An 18,470-nucleotide genomic window follows, 5' to 3' on the forward strand; every position below is an offset into this window, starting at 1 on the left:
ATCTTCGGAATGGGCAGCCCGCAAAATCCGCCAATTTTCAGAATTGGTAGCCCAGATTGAAGAGCATGGAATTGGTGCCACCAGCAAAGGATTGAGCGAAGAGTTCAGTCCTTTTCGTGGATGTTTCCGTACTCACACCGCCTGCCGTCGTGGTTGTGGTGGTTTTGGATGTCAGCCCACTGTTAAAAAATTGCACTTCGATATCCATCACCACGGATTTGGTAAAATCAAAGCGGAAACCCGCACTTCCCGCATAAAAGAGCCCGTTGGTTTCGATTTCGGTACCGGCGTTGGGTGAATCCTTTTCATTCAAAAAATAGGCAAGCCACGACACGTAGCTGTGGATGCCTTTATCAAACGACTTCAGAAAGTAGTACTGGCCACCGCCGAGCAGCAGGCCTGTGGAGCCGTCGGGAGCATTATCACCACTGTATGAAGTTGATGTGATGCGGGCCTGTGCATACCACATGGTGCGATCGACGATATCAAAACCGAAACGACTTCCGATGGAGATTTCCTTTTTGGTCGGCTGGCCATCCCCGTCCTGTCCTCGATAAAAGCCGCTCATCAGGCTCACTTCTTTAGCGAATCCAAAGTTGGCAAATCCGAGCAAAAACAGGACAGGCACATGCTTCACACAGCGCATAAAGAAAATCCTTTATCTGATTCGGAAAACCGTTTATTTATATTCCAAGGTTAGCAAATGAAAACAAACAAGTCCTCAAATGGACCCGGTAGGCTGGAATTTTTTTTCCGGTTTGGGTTATTTGATGGAGCTGTTTCTTCAAGCTTTGCGACTGTTCAAGCAGATCTGATTTTGGGCGAGAATGTTTCCGTCCCTTAGTGTGTTTCGAACCAGGGCTCTTTGAGCTTCTGGTTCTTTTTTTTGGGGACAATCAGCGGATCACCAAACCCAGCGGCAAACTCTCTCCGAACATATCCTGAAGGAAGCCCGCATCACGTCCTTGAGGTGTGGCCACCGCTTGAATTTCAGCAGCATCAGCGCCCGCTTCGCGGAGACGGTCGATGAAATGCGTCCTCCAGTGCTCATCCAAATCCATGAGGACATCACCGCGACGACGGCCCGCCCAGCTATAAAACAGCGCGAGTTTTTGCCAGGCTTTGCTTTTAAGAGGCAGCGGTTTGAGTTGTTCTGCCCATTCCTCGATCATCGCGATAGGCAGCACGGCTTCGGGTCCGGCATATAGGGGATAGCGACTGCCCACGCGAGCCAGGGCCCAGATACGGGCGTCGAGCTGATCCTTGTTACCGGATACGATCTGCTGCACGAGGGTGCGACCTAGCTGGATACGACGAGCGGCATCAGCTCGCTCCAGACTGGCTGCCAGACGAATGACTTCCGGACCGGCTTCACCGACCTTACGAATAGCCGGCAGAATGCGATCCATAATCCGATTTTGCTGGGCCCGATGGAGGCCACCGGCCACGCGGCGCCAAAGAAGAGACCACTGCTCTTCAAGTTTTTTCTCGGCCGCTCCCTTGCTATAGCCCTGATCATAAATGCGCCATAGGCTTTGCATGCGTTCACTATCGCGACTGGCACCGAAACCCGGACGCAGACTGAATCCAGCCAGGTAAAGCCAGACAGCCTCGCCATCAGGATCCTTTTGTCGGCGAAACATGGCTTCCGCAAGAATGGGCCACATTGCCCTCAGTGTGGGCATGTTCCATTCACTTCTGGGCCCCAGAATTTCCTCCAGAAGCTTGGGGAGCGAGGAAATGCCAGCCGGCGCGCCCTGCTTGGAAAAATGCGTCCGCAGAACCTTTTCCGCCTCGGGAAAGCGGGGTGGAAGTTTGACATCCTGCGCGTCCCTGGCGTCCGCAGAGTTATCATTTTGACCTTCAATCGCAAAATCGAGCAGCCAGCATCGACCTGTGCCGTCTTCCGCCAGGCAATGCAGCTGCAGAAGACCTGTTTCCCGCACAATGGCCTGCAGGCTGATAGGAATTTCCGCCGCGCCTTTGTCCAGCATGGTGGAAACCAGGGGTAAGGCTCGCATGCGGGCCTCGACGTTGGCATCACCTCCGATCGTATCGCGGCTGCTGTCCATGGACGCGTACAGCCGAAAGACAACCTCGGAACCCAGACGTAGTTTAAGGCCAGGAATCTGCAGCACAGCCGGTGTCTCCCTGGGCCAGCCTCGGGGGATCAGACAGATCAGTTGTTCCAGGCTTTCCTTGTTCTGCAAAGCCACATAAAGCGACTGCGGATAAGGACTATGCACGACCGCGGACGCACGGTCCTTCAAGCCTGCATATCGTGCTGCGCCCCGTGCAATCGCAAGATCAGGTTCGGCCTGCTGCAGATGTTGAATCGGGTGCTGCGGCTGCCAACTCTGGAGGATCTGAAAGATATGCTGCTGTAAAGGAACTGGCAGCAGGGATCCGCCTGCAAACAGAACGGCATCAATGATCTGATCATCAAGAAATGCCGCCAGATGCCTGGTGATGGCCGTGTCTTCCGCAAAAGGCAAACCCCAGCTGCGCAGACCGCTGGCCGCAGTTTTTTCCGGCTGTGCCTCCCGGCCAACCGCTGGAAAGAAACCTTCAATCATGCTGTGAAATAATTCACGCCTGGTCATGGACGTTGAAGCATAACCGCCGAGCAGCATCTGGGGCTTCAATGGCACACTGACGAAAAACTCTTCATCAGCTGGACCATCGACACTCAATATATCCTCTTTCAGCTTGCGAACCTGGGATAGGAGCAAGGACCAGCTGCTGCGCGGCAGTTCCTCGGGTCCCATTTTTTGGGCCAGAAGATTCGCCAGATGCAGGTCGATGTTATCGCCGCCGAGCAGGATATGTTCACTGACCTTGATGCGCTCCATGTGCGGTTCGGTGGACGAACCCTCCACCCGCAGGAGTGAAAAATCGCTGGTGCCACCGCCGACATCGCAGATCAGGATGACGCCTTTCTGCTGCTTCTGCGCATCCTTCTGCCAATAATCGTAAAACGCGGCCAGAGGTTCTTCGAGAAGCTGCACACCTTCAGGAAAACCAGCCAGCCTTGTGGCTTCCAGGGTCAGGCGTTGCGCCAGCTCATCGAATGAGGCCGGCACTGTAATGACCACTTTTTGATGGACAAAAGGCTCCGGTTGCGTGGCATCCCAGGCCGCTTTTAAATGATCCAGATAAGCACTCTGCACGGTCACCGGGCTCAGTTTTTCATCCGCGCCCACCGCAGCGGAACCCCAGGGCAAAAATGGATTCTGCCGCGTGCTGCCCGCTCCGACACTGAGCCAGGATTTGGCGGAATGAATCACCCGCGCCTGATCCTTGAGCACTTCCGCCTTGGCTTCACGACCGACCACCCATTTCACCTGGGCGTCAGCCGCTTGCCACGGGAGACGCCGGCTGCCGTTTTTTTGCAGAGCCTTGGGCAAAATCCAGGTGAAAGAGGGGAGCTTCACATCGCGGAAGAGACGGCCTTCGCCATCCCACTGCGTAATGGACAAAAGTTCCACAGAATCGTCATCACCTCCGCTTCGTTTACTGTAAGCCAGGGAACAATTGGTCGTCCCGAGATCGATGCCGATGACGTAAGATCCTTTGTCGCTTTCAAGCATGCGTGGACTGTGCCTCCTCGCGCAGATGAAACTCAAGATTCCACTGTCTTTCAGAAAGGCTATGCTGCATGGCCAGCTGCAAACTGCCCACATCAGTCAAGTCCGCGCGCAGATGAACCGGCAAGAGACCGGGCTCTTCATCGCTTTGAATTTGACAATGCAATTCACTGACCTCCTCAAGCTCCCGCTCGGCATCCGGTACGATGGTACCAAGACGATCACCACTGCGTGAGGCGGAACTGAAGAGGCGGAAACTGATATCATCGCCGGTCCATAGGCCAAATTCCTGCTCGGGAATACTCAGATGCGAACCTTCTTCCGTTCCCTGAGGCAGAATACAAAGCCCACGCAGAGGCCGCATCAGGCCAGGAACCGCGGGTTCATTGCTTTCCAATCCAATATAGTAAGAGCGGGCGGCAGCGGCGCGAACACGCACGCCCGTGCCTTGAACCTGGAGGCGTGCGAAATACGCAGCACCCAGCGCCACAGCATGATCATAACCGGGACTCTGCAGTTCCTTGACCGGATGTCCTGACCAATTCTGAACCACACTGAAAACGCGTTCACGAAGCGCGGCACTATGAAAAACGCCGCCGTTGAACAAAAGGGCTGTTGGTGTCACCATCGTTTGGTCGGGGTGAAAGCCTGAGCCCAGACGTTCCTGCAATTCCGGTGACTGACGAATCGTGTTCTGCGCCTGCCGTAGAAATTGCAGCAGATGGCGGGTGATACCCGGATCATTTTCATAAGGCAGACCCATACGAGCCAAACCCGTGCTCCGCGTGCGAGGGATGTCTTCATCCGCTTGCACCTTGGGGAAAAATCCTTCAACCAAAAGTTCCTGAACGGTCTGCTGATGCAATTCATAACGCAGCGTCTGCGCAAAAAGATTGCTGCCGCGGCTGGCGATGGCCAACGGCCAGTGACTCGGAGCGTTGGGCGAAAGCAGAGCTTCCTTGGCCACGCGCACCTGCTGCTGCAAGGCCAGAAATTGCCAGGTATCCAGCGTTGTGCCGATCTGCGATTGGCTGTGATGCGCCAGCGCCAGATCCATATTATCGCCGCCGAGCAGGAGGTGGCGACCCACTGCAATCCGATCGAGGCGCAGAAGACCTTGATCCTGCGATACGGCCACCAAACTAAAATCGCTGGTACCGCCTCCGATATCGCAGATCAGCACGAGGTCGCCTGGTTTTAAGACATCCTGCCAGTGCTGTTCATGAGCCCCCAGCCAGGCGTAGAAGGCCGCCAGCGGTTCCTCGAGCAGAGTTACGGGCGACAGTCCCGCCTGCCGAGCTGCTTCCTCGGTCAGCTGACGAGCCACCAAATCAAAGGAAGCGGGGACGGTAAGAACGGTCAACTCAGGCTGCACATCGTGATGCTTCAAATCCCAGGCTGCCTGCATATGCTGCAGATAGGCGGCTGAGGCTTGAACGGCTGTCCAGGATTTATCGTCAGGTGCCCCTTGCGGCAGTCGCGCCAGCTTTTGCGCGCCCCCATAACAAAGCCATGATTTGGCTGAAAGGACCGCTTTTTCAGGGCTCAAGAGCGCCAGATCCCGGGCCCAGGTTCCCACCAAGGGCGCGTGGCCCGAAACATCCCAAGGCAAACCCAGATCTGCCGGACTCATATCCCGGTGATCGGCAAGATAAGCAACGGAAGGCAGAAGTTCATGATCCACGATGCGGCCTGGACCATCCAGCTGCGGAATGGGCTGCAAGCGCCGGATGGATCCTGTTGTGTCCGCTTCAGCCATCGCGCTATTCGACGTTCCCAGATCAATGCCACGGACGAGCTTGGGTGTATCATTCATTGGAGCACCTCACGCGCTTCAATTTCCACGGGAGCCAAAACAGAGGGCAGGGGATCTCCGGTTCGGCGCAGAGACCGCGGCAGATTCATTTTTTTCACTTCCCAACCCCGGTGCAGGATCACGCCTTGGGGCTTTTGCTCCGCTGCCGATTGCTGCAGGATACGATAACGCGAGCTATCGAAATCCTCGGGCAGTTGCAGATTCTGCCCTTCACTTTGGTCAGCAATGGGCTTGATTTCAAAGGAATCCTGCAGGAGCCCCTGCAGACCTTGATGCACGACGCGCGCCGCAGCACCGACCTGCGCATCCGGCAGTCGGGCGATATCAGTTAACGCAAAATCAAGCAGTCGGCTTTTTTCCTGCATCACACGCAGGAACATCAAGACTGCGGCGTCCTCGCTATCCGCGCCTTTGGTCGCGGCTTCGAGTTGCTGAATCTGAGCCTGGAGCTTTTGCACCTGCTGCTTGCTGGCATTCAGCCGATCGTTCAGTTCATCGATGAGTTTGATGGGCTTTGGTTCCTTGACCACTTCAGGCGTTGCTCTCTGCACGCGCAGATGCAATGCCAGGAAGATCAGCGTGGCGATGCTCGCAATCAGGCTGGTGTCGAGGTTTTTATTGTAAAGCATGATGCTTGTCGTTATGGCGGAAATTAGGGCGAAGAACCCGAGTAACTGTTTTTGCATGGTCTCCCTCAGTTTCTGATAAACAGAGGTCTGTTTTAAACGACTCCTCCCTTCCTCACAAGCCTGGAGAAACCCCCTGCAGGCCTCAAGTTACGGTAAATTTTGCCGATCGCATGGTCAGAACGCCAGGAGGACTGTGATGAAACGCATTTTTTGGAAAACGGCTCTTGCCTCGACATTTTTGATAATAAGTTCAACGGCTTGGGCCAAAGTGACAATCTCGCCGTATGTCAGCATTAAGTCGACCAAAAGCGTAACCCCTGGAAAAAAGGCTAGTGGCACAGAGAACGAAAGCCTCAAACAACGCCAGGAATACGGCATTCAGGCCTCGGTCAGCTTCTGGCGCCTGTTTAAAACCCAGCTCGCCGTGGGTCAAAGCCGGACCACAACGACCTCCAAGGTGTCTGAGGCGAAGGATGAATACGGCAAAATAGACTTTGCCCAGGACCTCAATATGGACACCGACCAGCCTGACAATGAGGTCAAAATTACGGAGACCCAGCGGGTTGGAAAGTTCTCGCTGCTGCTGGATCCCAGCTTTTCGATTTTTATTCTGCGTTTCAAGATTGGTGTAACGGCCATGCAGCGCATCATTGAGAAGGACGAGCTGGGTTTGCCATCCACTTCCATCACAGTGGGTCCGAAGTATAACCCCCACTCCGGCTTTGGCGCTGGCATACGATTCTCGCCCCGCATGTTCTTCATGGCTGAATACAACTTCTTCCATTACAACTACCCGACGCAGATCGAGCCATTTGAGCGCGAGCTGTCGGTGAGTTATAACGTTTCAATTTGATTGCTGTTGGGAATACCGGATGGCAAAAAAGGCTTCCTCAGGGAAGCCTTTTTTACATTAGCGCTGCATCGTCATATTGGTTGCCCCATAGCGTGGGCAATCCGGTCGCAGAAAAAACAAAGGAATTTTTATGTCAAAGCGTCTGTGATTGGAGCCTGTCATTTGATAGGTTCCCCGCATGCTGCCCGTGGCCGTTGCCAGGGGACAGCCGCTCCGATACGTGTACGACTCTCCAGGCCGAATAATCGGCTGTTTGCCAACCACCCCTTCGCCGACCACATGTTCCTCGCGGCCGAGACCATCACGGATCACCCAATGTCGGCTCAGCAATTGGCAGCTGGCCTGGCCGTTGTTGCGAATCGTGATTGTGTAAGAATAAATAAAGTAGTCGACCCCGCTATTGCTTTCTTTCGCAATAAAATGCGGCTCAACGTTGACAGAGATACCTTCAGTTTCCGCCAGGTACATAGAGTTCCTCCCTCATGAACAACAGATTCGGAACGCCACTCTCCACGTTAACCTTATAACATAGGGTGGCATTTGCTTCAGCATTGGTTTTTCATGAGAGAGCGAGCGTCGAAATGTACTAGCTACTGTGCTTGAAGATTTCAGCGGCCACATCGACGATGCGATCCACTTCGTCCTGGGTTTGACTGGAGCGTTTGCGGATATCGCCATCCTTTTGATAGAGAGCAATCAAAGAGTTGGCTTTGTCCACGTAAGCGGTCGTGAGAGGCCGATTTTCACGCAGATCCTTCAGGATCAGATAAAGCGTCTTGGCACTTTCCATGAGAAGCTGCCAATGCTTTTCCGTCAAGTCTTTGTGATCTTCAGAATCTTCATAGGTGCGGGAAACATCATCGATAATGGTGGCCAAATCCTTGACCTTGCCATAACCGGGCTTGCCTACGAAAAAGGCAAAGGTGCCGATGATGCCGTTAAAACGCTGACCGATCTGCTTCAGGATATCCAGGCGCGAGCGGTCCTTGGACACTGAATTCAATAGCTCCACAGTCTCTTTGATGTGCGACGAGGTCTCAATCAAGGTCAGGGCAGGCCCTTCCTTGGCAGCCTGCTCGGAGGCACTGGGAGCGGGTGGATCGGGAATGGCGCGACCACCGTGAAAGGCTTTATTGAAATGATTCTGCTGCGGCGGCAGAAAGAAAACCTGCGCCCTCGGCAAGACCTGAAGGATGACGTCCTTCTCTTTGCTTTGATAAGCTTCATCGAGGTAAAACAGAAAACGCACATCGGGATTCTTGGTCCGACGCTGATAAAGGTCCAGCATCTGCTTGATGTCATCCGAAGTGTGCGGGGACGCATCGACAATGAAGTTTTCGATGTCCAAATCGCGGTCCAGGATTTCCAAAGCATCGGCCATATGCTCGACGACAAACTTTTCGGCAGCGAAAGCCGAATTGTTCAAATGCCCGACAGCCTTGCGCTTGAAGTCGCGATCCTTGCAGAGCAGGATGCTTTTGATCTGTTCTTTTCTTAGTCCAACGCGTACCACGGCGTTACCCCCATCTTCCTGAGGTTTTTCGGATTCTGTCCAAAAAAACTGAGGATTTTTATCCTAACATATTGAAAAAGCTCCCAGAATTTCTGGGAGCCCGGGGTATACTTCGCTGATGATTGAATTATTGGAGCCCAGCCGTCGGGGTCGTGGCAGGTGTCGTCACGCGGAATGTATAAATCTGCTGATTCTCCAGACCCAGGGCATCACCGGCAGGCTGAATCCATAGTGAGCGGCGCAGTTCGTACGTCGTGCGACCCATCAGTTCATAGGACATAATAAAGTCGTTGGTGTTGTTGCGATAAAAAACCGAGCTCAGGGCCGTATCTGCAGGTGTAATGGGAGTGGGATTGGGGTTGCTTTGCTTGAATCCATCGTCACTCCAAGCCAGGAACAACGCGATGGTGGCGCCATCCAAAGGGGCATTGGGTGGCATCGTTTCATTCTCAATGTGAGCGACTATGCTGCTGGCATCCTTTTCGATTTCACTGAAGTCCGTGTACTCAGCATGACAGCTGACGCATTCCTTTTGGATCACAGGTTTGATGTGCTCATCATAATTGATTGTGGCCGTCAGATTCAGAGCGGTTTGAGGTGCGAGTTCACCCACCATGATTTTAACCAGATAATTGCAATTGTCCGACAGTTGCATGGCATAGGTTCGAGCGTCTTCATAGGGACCAAAGGATTCGTGAACCTTGGTATCGGTGCAGTGATCGCCCTGACCTTCCACGCGCCAGGCATAGCCTGTCATCTTCTGTTGCAGGACAGAGGTATCAAGGCCAAGGTTGCTTCGTGAGGGGAGCGAAAAAGAGAAATCAACGAGCTTGGCAGGGACGGCATCCAGAGCCCCTTGCGCGACTTTGCGCAGGTTCTGCTGCTCCACTGAGCCACAGGCCAGGCCCAGGACAATACTTGTCGAAAGAGTGACCAATGGTATAAATGTACGATTCACGGGAACTTCCTCCAAAAGCTAAACCCGCTTTCGGAGGCCTAGGACCCATTCTTAATTATAGCTATTTTTTCTTATGAAATTGAAGGGGTGGAAGGCTTCTTATTGCTGCGTTCAAGCTCCGATGAAGTTGCCACCACAAACTCGGATCACACTTCCCGTCACGCCTTGCGAGCAGGGGCTCGCCAGAAAACAGATCAGATCAGCCACGTCATCCGGCAGGCCGCCCTGGCCCAAACTCGAAAAGCGACGTGCGATCTGCTTCACCATAAAAGGCACGCGTGCGGTCATCGCTGTTTCAATAAAACCTGGGGCGACAGCGTTGGCCGTGATGCCTTGTGCCGCGAGATGTTGCGAGAGAGCTTTGACAAAGCCTACCAATCCCGCTTTGGAAGCGCTGTAGTTGGTCTGACCAAAATTGCCGGAAAGCCCACTGATCGAGGACATGCAGATGATGCGGCCCGTATCTGCAATATGTCCGCGACGCAGGAGGTCCTGGGTGAGTTGCACCACCACCTGAAGATTGATGGTCATCACCTGATCCCAGTTTTTGCCGTCCATGGCGAACAGGGTTCGATCGCGCGTGATGCCGGCATTATGGACAATCCCATCGAGCGGCGGGGCGGTCTGCAGACGATCGGCAATCTGTTGGGTGGCATCGGCCTGGCCCAAATCCATGAGCATCACTTCGCCATCAATGGTTTGCGCCAGTTCATCGAGAGCCTTCTTGTTTTCCGGGCGATCGAGGCAGTAAACATGGGCGCCTTCTTCCCCCAGCCGACGGCAAATGGCATAACCGATGCCTTGAGCCGCGCCTGTCACTAAAATACGCTTGCCCGCTAGAGATCCCACCAGAGTGGGGACGGTCCGTGCGGCCGCGGTGCCCGTGCAGTCGATGATCTGGCCCGTGATAAAGGCGGCATAATCGGACAGAAAAAAATGCACGAGCGGGGCGAGGCGTTCTTTGATATCAGGCGCTGTGTGGACACGAATGCAATTGACGTTGACACCACGTGGCCCGCTTTCCTTGGCCAGACTCCGCGCAAATCCTTCCATGGCCGAGATCGCGGCACCGTGCTCTGGTGACCCCAGCGGTTCGGCATTCGACAGGAGAATCACAATGCGATGGTGCGAACCCAGATGATTCAAGGCGGGACGAAAAAAATCATAAAGGTCCCGGAGGCGTGACACGTCGCGAATATCGGTGGCATCAAAAACAGTGCCCTGATAGACGGTGGCCGCAACGGGTAAACGTGTGTCGGCTGAAAGTTCGGATAGACTGCTGAGATGATCCACAGTGGCCTTTTGCGCCTGCAGTCCTGCGATCAGATGTTCTGCATAATGTCCGCCCTTGTTGACCAGAATGCGCTTGCCTCCCAGCAGTGCGTCGGACCAGGGTCGATAGGACCTCAGCAGAGGCTGCGGGGGACGGATGCCGATTCGCTTGAGTAATTGTCGGGTCACGGAATGTCGACTCATCTCAACCAGCGCATCCTGCATGGCAATCTCCTTGTGTGACCGTGGCGCACCCTAGACTAGCAAAGCGCGCTGCCGCCAGCAAGCGATGTTCATTGCGAAAGCTTCGCCGTCTTGTCCGATCCACCAAACCGGTACATTCAAGTTTTTTATGGCCTGGTCAGGACTTTCTTCAAGATCCCAAGGGGCAGGGCCGATACTCTTCGTGAGAAACCAGGTTTATCAAGGAAGACGCGTATGGGGACAGCTGCCAAGCAGAAGACCAGTGCGGAAGAGTCCGATCTCGTTCGGGTACCGGGCTACACTCATCTCGTGAAGATTTTCGAAAGTCCGCGCAGCACGGTGTTCAAAGCCGTTCGTGAGTCTGATCACAAGCGCGTGATTCTGAAGATTCTTCAGGAAGAGTTTCTGGAACGTCACGAAATTGCGCGCTATAAAAATCAGTATCGCATCGTGACTGAATCCGGATTGAGCTGCGCCCCCGTGGCTCTGGCTTATGAAAAGCACCAAAATGCACCCATGCTGGTGTTCGAAGATACCGGCGGGGTGTCCTTGCAGGAGATCCTTCGCGCCGGTGCGGTTTCGATCCTGGAAGGCCTGGATATCGCCAGCAAACTGGCCAAGAACCTGGTGGAGATTCATAGCAAGAATATCATCCACAAGGACATCAACCCGACCAATATTCTCTATAATCGGGAAACAGGTGACGTCAAAATCATCGATTTCGGTATTTCGACCAAACTTCTGCGTGAGCAAGCCGAGCTGAGCAGCAGCGGTGTGACGGAAGGCAGTCTGCCTTATATGTCACCAGAACAAACCGGCCGCATGAATCGATTCATTGATTACCGCAGTGATTTTTACAGCTTTGGTGTCACCCTTTATCAGCTGTTTACCGGCCGGCTGCCCTTTGAAGCGGAAGATCCGCTGCAGCTGATTCATTTTCATATCGCCAAACGCCCCATTTCACCTCGGCATTTCAACCACCAGCTGCCGGAAGTGCTGACCGACTTGATCCTGAAACTCTTGAGCAAGAACTGCGAGGACCGTTATCAAAGCGCCTGGGGCGTGATGGTCGATTTGCAGAAAATCTTTAAAGGACTGCGCGAGCAGAAAACCGTCGATAAATTCCCGCTCGGGCTTCAGGATATTCCTGATCGTTTTCACATACCAGAAATCCTTTACGGTCGGCAAAAGGAACTTGAGGAGCTGACCCGGGGATTTGAGAAAGTCTGTGAAGGCGGTCGTGAAGTCTTTTTTGTGGCTGGTTATTCTGGAGTGGGAAAGTCCTCGCTGATTCGGGAATTGCAAAAACCAGTATCGCAGCATAATGGTCACTTCATTGCCGGCAAGTTTGATCAGTTCCGTCGCAGCACCCCCTATTCAGCTTTTGTGGATGCCTTCCGTGACCTGGTGCGCCAGCTCCTGGGTGAACCGGAATCCACGCTGATCGAATGGCGTCAAAAAATTCTCAAAGCACTAGGGCCTAACGGTCAAATCATTATCGATGTGCTGCCCGAAGTGGAACTCGTTATCGGTCCCCAGTCACCGGTTCAGCCACTGGGCCCGAACGAAGCGGACAATCGCTTTAAGCTCGTCTTCAAGAATTTCGTCAAAGTCTTTTGTGAATCAGATCATCCTTTGGTTCTGCACCTGGACGATCTGCAGTGGATCGATACCGGTTCGTTAAAACTCATCGATCTCATGATGCAGGACAAACGCCTGCAGCATTTCTATTTTATCGGGACGTATCGCGATAACGAAGTCAGCAGCACGCATCCGTTGGCGATGTATATGCAGGAACTGGAAGCCAGTGAATTTGAGTTTGGCAAACTGCAGCTGCATTCCCTGGGCGGCCGCGAAGTCAGCCAGTTGATTGCAGATGCCCTCTATACCACTGTGGAGCGTATTCAGCCTTTGGCGTCGCTCGTGCTTGAGAAAACTGGCGGCAATCCCTTCTTTACTGATGAATTCTTGCGATCCCTCTATACAGATCAACTGCTGTATTTTCATCCCGAAAAAGGCACCTGGGAATGGGATCTGGAGAAGATCCGTTCCGCGAACATGACCGATAACGTCGTCGAACTTATGAGCACACGCATTCAAAAGCTCAGCCAGCCGACGCGAGAACTCGTGCAATTGGCGTCCTGTATTGGCCAAACTTTCGATCTCGTGACCCTGGCTCAGGTTGCCGGCCAAGCGATGCAGCATACGGCCGGACTTCTGCGCGAAACCATGTCCCAGGGTTTGATCGTGCCGATCGGCGATGGCTATCGCCTGGTCGAGTTGGAAATTCCCATGGAGAATCAGGGCCTGCGCATTGAATATAAGTTTACGCACGATCGCATTCAACAGGCGGCATACGACCTGATTGATGAAGGTTCTCGTAAACTCGTGCGGTATAAGGTGGGCCGGAGTCTTCTCGATCTGCATAAGGGAGCACGGCGGGATGATTATATCTTTGCCATCGTCAACCACCTGAACGGCAGCCTCGAATTGATTCGGTCCGATGCCGAGCGCATTGAACTGATTCAACTCAATCTGTATGCGGCGAAGAAAGCCAAGATTTCCGCAGCCTATCAAACCGCCTTGGAGTATCTGCAGGCCGCGGCCACCCAGGAAAAAACGGAAGACTGGGCCAATTATCATGTTCTGATGATGGATCTTTATCGGGAAACGGCCGAGCTGGCATTTCTGGCCAAAGCTTATGAGACGATGCATGAAGCCATCGATGTGGTCCTGGCTCGTGGTTTGACTCTGATTGAAAAAATCCCAGCCTATGAAACCAAGGTGCATGCTGCGGTCGCTCGCAACGATATGCAGGAAGCCATAGCCTTGGGTAAAAAAATTCTGGCCGAGCTGGGTGTGCATATCCCACAGAATCCGAGCTGGCTGAGGATTGCGGCCTCGTTTCTTTATACGCATTGGTCGGTCAGGCGCCGCTCCCAGGACGAGCTGCTGAATTTGCCGGAAATGAAGGATCCTTTGCACCTGGCGCAGATGCATTTCCTTTATTCGATGGCCCAGGCTATTTTCTATTTCTTTCCGCGTCAGGTGCCGTTGATTTCCGGCATCCTGATTCGAACCTCGCTGCGTTACGGCAACACGTCAACGTCTGCCCTGGCTTACACAACCTACGGTATGCTGATGGCGGCGATGCTGGGTGATGTCAAGACGGGTTATAAGTTCGGTGAACTTGGCATCAAGCTCTATGAAAAACTGAATGCCAAGGATATTGAATCTGCGACCCTGGTTTGCTTCAATATGTTCATCCGGCCTTGGAAGGATCATATTCGCAGCACCCTGAAGCCTTTACTTTATGCTCACCAGGCTGGTCTGGATGCCGGTGACTTTGAATTTGCCGCGCATGGGGTCGCGGGCTATTGTCTGCGCAGCTTCCTCGTCGGCAGTGAATTGCGGCCCTTGGCCGAGGACATGACCCGTTTCGCAGTCGTGACGGAACAGCTGGGCCAGCGTGCGGATGAGGAGCAGCTGCGCCTCTATCATGAAGCCTTGCAAAACCTGATCGAACTCAAGAGTCCGGCGCCGCATATCCTCAAGGGCGATACCTTTGATGAAGAGCGTATGCTCCCCATTTATGAGCAAAATCATGATGCCAGCGGTCTCTTTAACACCTACTTCTTAAAATGCTTCCTGGCTTATACTTTTGATAATCCTGAGGAGGCCGTGGCAGCGGCGAATAAAGCCGCTCCTCATTTCAAGGTGGTGATGGGGACCGTCACGGGTGCTGTCTTCTTCTATTACTACAGTCTGGCTTTGATGCGGCGGTGGAATGTGATGGGCCCTGCGGAACGCAAGGAAGCGGGACGCGTGATCAAGCAGACCTTTGCCCGCTATAAAAAGTGGAGCCAGATGGCGCCGATGAATTTCCAGCACAAACATTCTCTTTTACGAGCGGAATGGCTGGCTCTTCGCGGCAAAGCCTATGACGCCCAGCTGGCCTATGATGAGGCCATTGGTTTGGCTAAAGCCAACCAGTATTTGCAGGACGAAGCTCTGGCCAACGAACTGGCTGCCAAATTTCATCTGACCCAGGGTCGTCATACTGCAGCTTATGCTTATATGAAGCGGGCGCGTTATAACTATGAACGTTGGGGCGCCATGTCCAAGGTCCGCCTGCTGGAAGAAAAATATCCGCAGATGCTCAGTGGTCAAATGGGAGAGCGAGCGCTGACCGGTTCGCTGGCCACCATGTCTTCGTCCACGATCGATATCACGACGTTGAAACGTGCGCTGCTCGCCATTGCTGAAGAGAACGTTCACAGTCGGATGCTGGAAAAAATCATTTCCAGCGCGATCGAGTTTGCTGGGGCTCAAAAAGGTGCTTTGCTGCTGCGCAAGGACGGTGAGTTCTTTATAGAAGCGGAAAGTTCAGTGGATCAGGAAGCGCCGAAGATCTTGCAATCGGTGGCCGTGGAACACAGCCATAATCTTTCGAAGATGGTCATCAACTATGTGCGCCGCGCCCGTAAGGGTATTGTGATCGATAATGCCAGCGTTGCTCAGGATACGGTTCCCGGTTTGCACCGCGAGCCCTATATTCAAAAGAACAAGGTCTGGTCGATCCTTTGTATCCCCATCACCGTCGGCATTGGTGCGGATTCGGAAATCGTGGGCCTTTTGTACCTCGAAAATAACCGGGCCAACAGCACCTTCACCGCCGAACGCATTGAAACCCTGGAAATCATCTGCCTCGCGGCAGCCGGGCGCCTGGAACTGTCCGTGAAGGCCGCCACCGATGGTCTGACCGGACTTTATAACCACGATTATTTCCAAAGCATGCTCGAACAGGAAATGCTGCAATCACAGCGTAACCTGCGCAATCTTTCGCTGATTCTCATCGATATTGACCACTTCAAGGGATTTAACGATAAGTGGGGGCATCAGATCGGTGACCTTGTTTTGAAGCGTGTGGCCGGTGCCATCCGGGACACCTGCCGTAAGTCGGATGTCGTGGCTCGCTACGGTGGCGAAGAAATGGCCGTTATTCTGCCCGAAACCAGCCCGGATATGGCGACTCTGGTCGCCGAACGGATTCGGAAGGCGGTCGAAACCATGGCGATCCCTCATGGCGAAGCGACCCTTAAGGTGACGATTTCCCTGGGCGTCAGCTACCTGGCCGAAGACGTGAAAGACAAAACCATCCTGGTGGAAAAGGCTGATGAAGCCCTTTACACCTCCAAACGCGAAGGTCGCAACCGAGTGACCGTCGCCTGATCCGAGGCGAGGATCGACCCCATCGCGGAGGTCGATCGCCTCAAACTTCCTCAATCGTAACGCCCACAAAGCTTGCATCAAGACTGGATTGTCAAAGTTTATGACAGGAGTCTTGATTTTGACCTCTAGGATCGCCCTGATTTCCTTTTACATTCAATGACTTAGCCTTGGGATCTGAACTTGCTCTAATGGCAGCAAGGCGCATAGCGCGTCTTGGTCAAGAGGGAAGTTGCTATGGAAATGGATCAGACCCAGCTGACGAAGAATGTTGATGTGAAAGCGGTACCTCAGCCAACGTCAATTGAAGGGATACGCATCCAGACCCCCCAATCCTATCGCCCGACACCCCATGTCTGGCACACCGAGGATCTGGGGCGTTCGAGTCTGCGGTTCAGCCCTGATTTGAAACGCATGCTGAATCGCGAAGCGGTCCAGCGTCCCGTGCAACGTTTCTTAAAACGCTTTATGGATATCCTGCTGGCTGGAACGGCCCTGACCCTTCTGGCCCCGATCGCAGGTTTGATTATTTTGGCCATTAAATGGGATAGTCCAGGGCCCGTGTACTTCTCGCAAACCCGAGTGGCGCGCGGTGGACGCTTGTTCCGTCTGCACAAATTTCGGACCATGGTCACCAATGCCGAAGCACTGAAGCAGACTCTGCTGGAAAAAAACGAGAGTGACGGGCCGGTCTTCAAAATTCGCAATGATCCCCGCGTGACCCGGGTGGGACGTTTTCTGCGGAAAACCAGTCTTGACGAGTTGCCCCAGCTTTGGAACGTCCTGATTGGTGACATGAGCCTGGTCGGTCCACGTCCCGCCTTGCCTTCAGAAGTGATTCATTGGGAAAAGTGGCAATGTCGTCGCCTGGTCGTGGAGCAGGGCTGCACCTGCATCTGGCAGGTGAGTGGGCGCAGTAATGTTTCGTTTAAAGAGTGGATGCGCATGGATATGGAGTACGTTTACAATTGGTCACTGTGGCTGGATTTAAAGCTGATCGTGCTGACCATTTGGGTGATGTTAACTGGCCGCGGGGCCTACTGACCTTGTCCGCGGCCCAGTCCTCAGGGCTTTTTGTTATCCGGTCGCGCTTCGATCCACGATGAAACCAGCCAAACCAAAGACCAGAGATCCTCTTTCTTCATGGCTGCTCCAAAGGGCGGCATCACACCTTCATTGCGACCGTTGATGATCGTGAACGCCAGTTCATGCGGGGCGCGTCCATATTTTATTGGCCACTCATGAAAATTTGTCGGAATAACGGGGAGAGTGTCGCCAGCCGGTCCATTACCTCGTCCTTCCGGGCCATGACAGGTCGCGCAGTGTAGTTTGAAGAGGGCGAGACCTTTGTCGGGCTTGTTCTTCAGTCCGGAGAACTGTTTGGATTCCTGCTCCAGGACTTCCAGTTGGGCTTTTTCGTGGGGCGATGGGACCCATTCGTTGCGGATTTCACCCGACGGCTGGGCTGTTAAAGGAAACTTGGCGTGGGTCGCGTCCTGCGGCACTGCCGCGGCTGGCGAGGCTTCAGCAGGAGCCGGTGCTGTCTCGGAAGGCTTCTTCTTCGTGCAGGACATGAGCTGTAAGGAAAGACAGACAGGAATCATCCAGGCAAGACGCATATGAAATTCTCCTTATGTAAGAAAAATTTTAAAGCCTTGGCGTCAATTCCTGCAAGCACTCAAAGCCTCTTTTTATAGGTTGAGCTTCGCGCGTAGTTTTTTTAAGATAGGGACGATAGTGCAACACGGAGGGAAATCTATTGTTTAAAAAATTGCGTCGCCTGTTTGGATGGAAGGATTCGGATAAAAGTTTGGAAGATCGGCTGTTCTCTAACATCCTGGTGCCAAGAGAGCCTCGGGATTATTTCAAGTGGTTCTACAACAGCTGATCGGTGGAGGGGGATGGACGTTTTGTCACAAATCCCCCACCTGCTCTTTACCGCCTGCGGCTGCAATAGGGCCCTGTGAGCTGAAGAAGGTAATCCTGGCCTTCTGTGGCAATCGAAAATTCCGTACTGCCACCCTTTTTGAAAAAATCCTCATCAAAGCTATGACTGCTCAGCGGACCAAAGGCATCGCTGATTTCAAGTTCAATCTGACCGGCAAAGTTTCGCCAATCCACACGCAAATCATGACTCAGCCAGGGACTGTCGACGTCAATCGACCCCCCGTGGGTGCTGTCCCAAAGGTCAATGCATTCGTTGGCCAGGATATCGCGTGGGCCATAGGTTTGGCTAAGAGTCATGGATACATAGTGATCGACGGGAGCCGCAGGCTCATGATAGATTTCGACGCCACAGGCAAATAACAGGGGGATCAGGGCCAGGGGACTGAATCGGGTAAGAATCTCGAAGCTCATGGTAGATTTCTCCTTTGGTGCACGAAGCACTCTGAACACCTTGCTGCAAGG

At 53.5% G+C, this 18,470-nt stretch carries 13 protein-coding genes; 3 read left to right on the forward strand and 10 right to left on the reverse strand.

Features of this window, described 5'->3' with window-relative positions; translation table 11 throughout:
• Window positions 1–37 precede the first annotated feature (37 nt).
• From VE954_RS25390 to VE954_RS25405, 4 genes are all read right to left on the reverse strand, one after another.
• The gene (locus tag VE954_RS25390; protein WP_324958122.1) at window positions 38–646 is read right to left on the reverse strand and encodes a hypothetical protein; all 609 of its coding nucleotides are present in this window, start codon (window positions 644–646) and stop codon (window positions 38–40) included.
• Window positions 647–896: 250 nt separating this feature from the next.
• On the reverse strand, window positions 897–3,590 hold the full coding sequence (locus tag VE954_RS25395; RefSeq protein ID WP_324958123.1) for a hsp70 family protein: 2,694 nt from the start codon (window positions 3,588–3,590) through the stop codon (window positions 897–899).
• The gene (locus VE954_RS25400; RefSeq protein WP_324958124.1) at window positions 3,583–5,403 is read right to left on the reverse strand and encodes an Hsp70 family protein; all 1,821 of its coding nucleotides are present in this window, start codon (window positions 5,401–5,403) and stop codon (window positions 3,583–3,585) included. The genes VE954_RS25395 and VE954_RS25400 overlap by 8 nt, the downstream gene beginning before the upstream one ends.
• Window positions 5,400–6,089 (reverse strand): DUF2760 domain-containing protein, encoded by a 690-nt coding sequence (locus VE954_RS25405; protein WP_324958125.1) that lies wholly within the window; start codon window positions 6,087–6,089, stop codon window positions 5,400–5,402. The genes VE954_RS25400 and VE954_RS25405 overlap by 4 nt, the downstream gene beginning before the upstream one ends.
• 139 nt (window positions 6,090–6,228) lie before the next feature.
• On the opposite strand from VE954_RS25405, the gene VE954_RS25410 reads away from it, so the two are divergent.
• Window positions 6,229–6,885, forward strand: a complete 657-nt coding sequence (locus tag VE954_RS25410; protein ID WP_324958126.1) for a hypothetical protein — start codon at window positions 6,229–6,231, stop codon at window positions 6,883–6,885.
• A 57-nt stretch (window positions 6,886–6,942) separates the two neighbouring features.
• Here the strand turns inward: VE954_RS25410 and apaG are convergent, their stop codons facing one another.
• The 4 genes from apaG to VE954_RS25430 form a co-directional block, all read right to left on the reverse strand.
• Window positions 6,943–7,353: a Co2+/Mg2+ efflux protein ApaG gene (gene apaG / locus VE954_RS25415; RefSeq protein WP_324958127.1), complete on the reverse strand. Its 411-nt coding sequence runs from the start codon at window positions 7,351–7,353 to the stop codon at window positions 6,943–6,945.
• Between the two features lie 118 nt (window positions 7,354–7,471).
• On the reverse strand, window positions 7,472–8,398 hold the full coding sequence (locus VE954_RS25420; protein WP_324958128.1) for a hypothetical protein: 927 nt from the start codon (window positions 8,396–8,398) through the stop codon (window positions 7,472–7,474).
• Between the two features lie 127 nt (window positions 8,399–8,525).
• Entirely contained in the window at window positions 8,526–9,356 is an 831-nt protein-coding gene (locus tag VE954_RS25425) for a hypothetical protein (protein ID WP_324958129.1), read from the reverse strand.
• 111 nt (window positions 9,357–9,467) lie between these two features.
• The gene (locus tag VE954_RS25430; protein WP_324958130.1) at window positions 9,468–10,853 is read right to left on the reverse strand and encodes a 3-oxoacyl-ACP reductase; all 1,386 of its coding nucleotides are present in this window, start codon (window positions 10,851–10,853) and stop codon (window positions 9,468–9,470) included.
• A gap of 213 nt (window positions 10,854–11,066) precedes the next feature.
• Between VE954_RS25430 and VE954_RS25435 the strand changes: the two genes are divergently transcribed.
• Both VE954_RS25435 and VE954_RS25440 read left to right on the forward strand, forming a co-directional pair.
• The gene (locus VE954_RS25435) at window positions 11,067–16,064 is read left to right on the forward strand and encodes a diguanylate cyclase (protein WP_324958132.1); all 4,998 of its coding nucleotides are present in this window, start codon (window positions 11,067–11,069) and stop codon (window positions 16,062–16,064) included.
• Between the two features lie 234 nt (window positions 16,065–16,298).
• Window positions 16,299–17,105: a sugar transferase gene (locus tag VE954_RS25440; protein WP_324958134.1), complete on the forward strand. Its 807-nt coding sequence runs from the start codon at window positions 16,299–16,301 to the stop codon at window positions 17,103–17,105.
• A 20-nt stretch (window positions 17,106–17,125) separates the two neighbouring features.
• Here VE954_RS25440 and VE954_RS25445 read toward each other — a convergent pair whose 3' ends face one another.
• Together VE954_RS25445 and VE954_RS25450 are read right to left on the reverse strand one after the other, a co-directional pair.
• On the reverse strand, window positions 17,126–17,680 hold the full coding sequence (locus VE954_RS25445; RefSeq protein ID WP_324958136.1) for a cytochrome c: 555 nt from the start codon (window positions 17,678–17,680) through the stop codon (window positions 17,126–17,128).
• Window positions 17,681–17,996: 316 nt separating this feature from the next.
• Complete coding sequence (locus VE954_RS25450) at window positions 17,997–18,419, reverse strand: hypothetical protein (protein ID WP_324958138.1); 423 nt, start codon at window positions 18,417–18,419, stop codon at window positions 17,997–17,999.
• Window positions 18,420–18,470: the final 51 nt, after the last annotated feature.

It is taken from the genome of Oligoflexus sp. (assembly GCF_035638955.1).
GTDB lineage: Bacteria > Bdellovibrionota_B > Oligoflexia > Oligoflexales > Oligoflexaceae > Oligoflexus.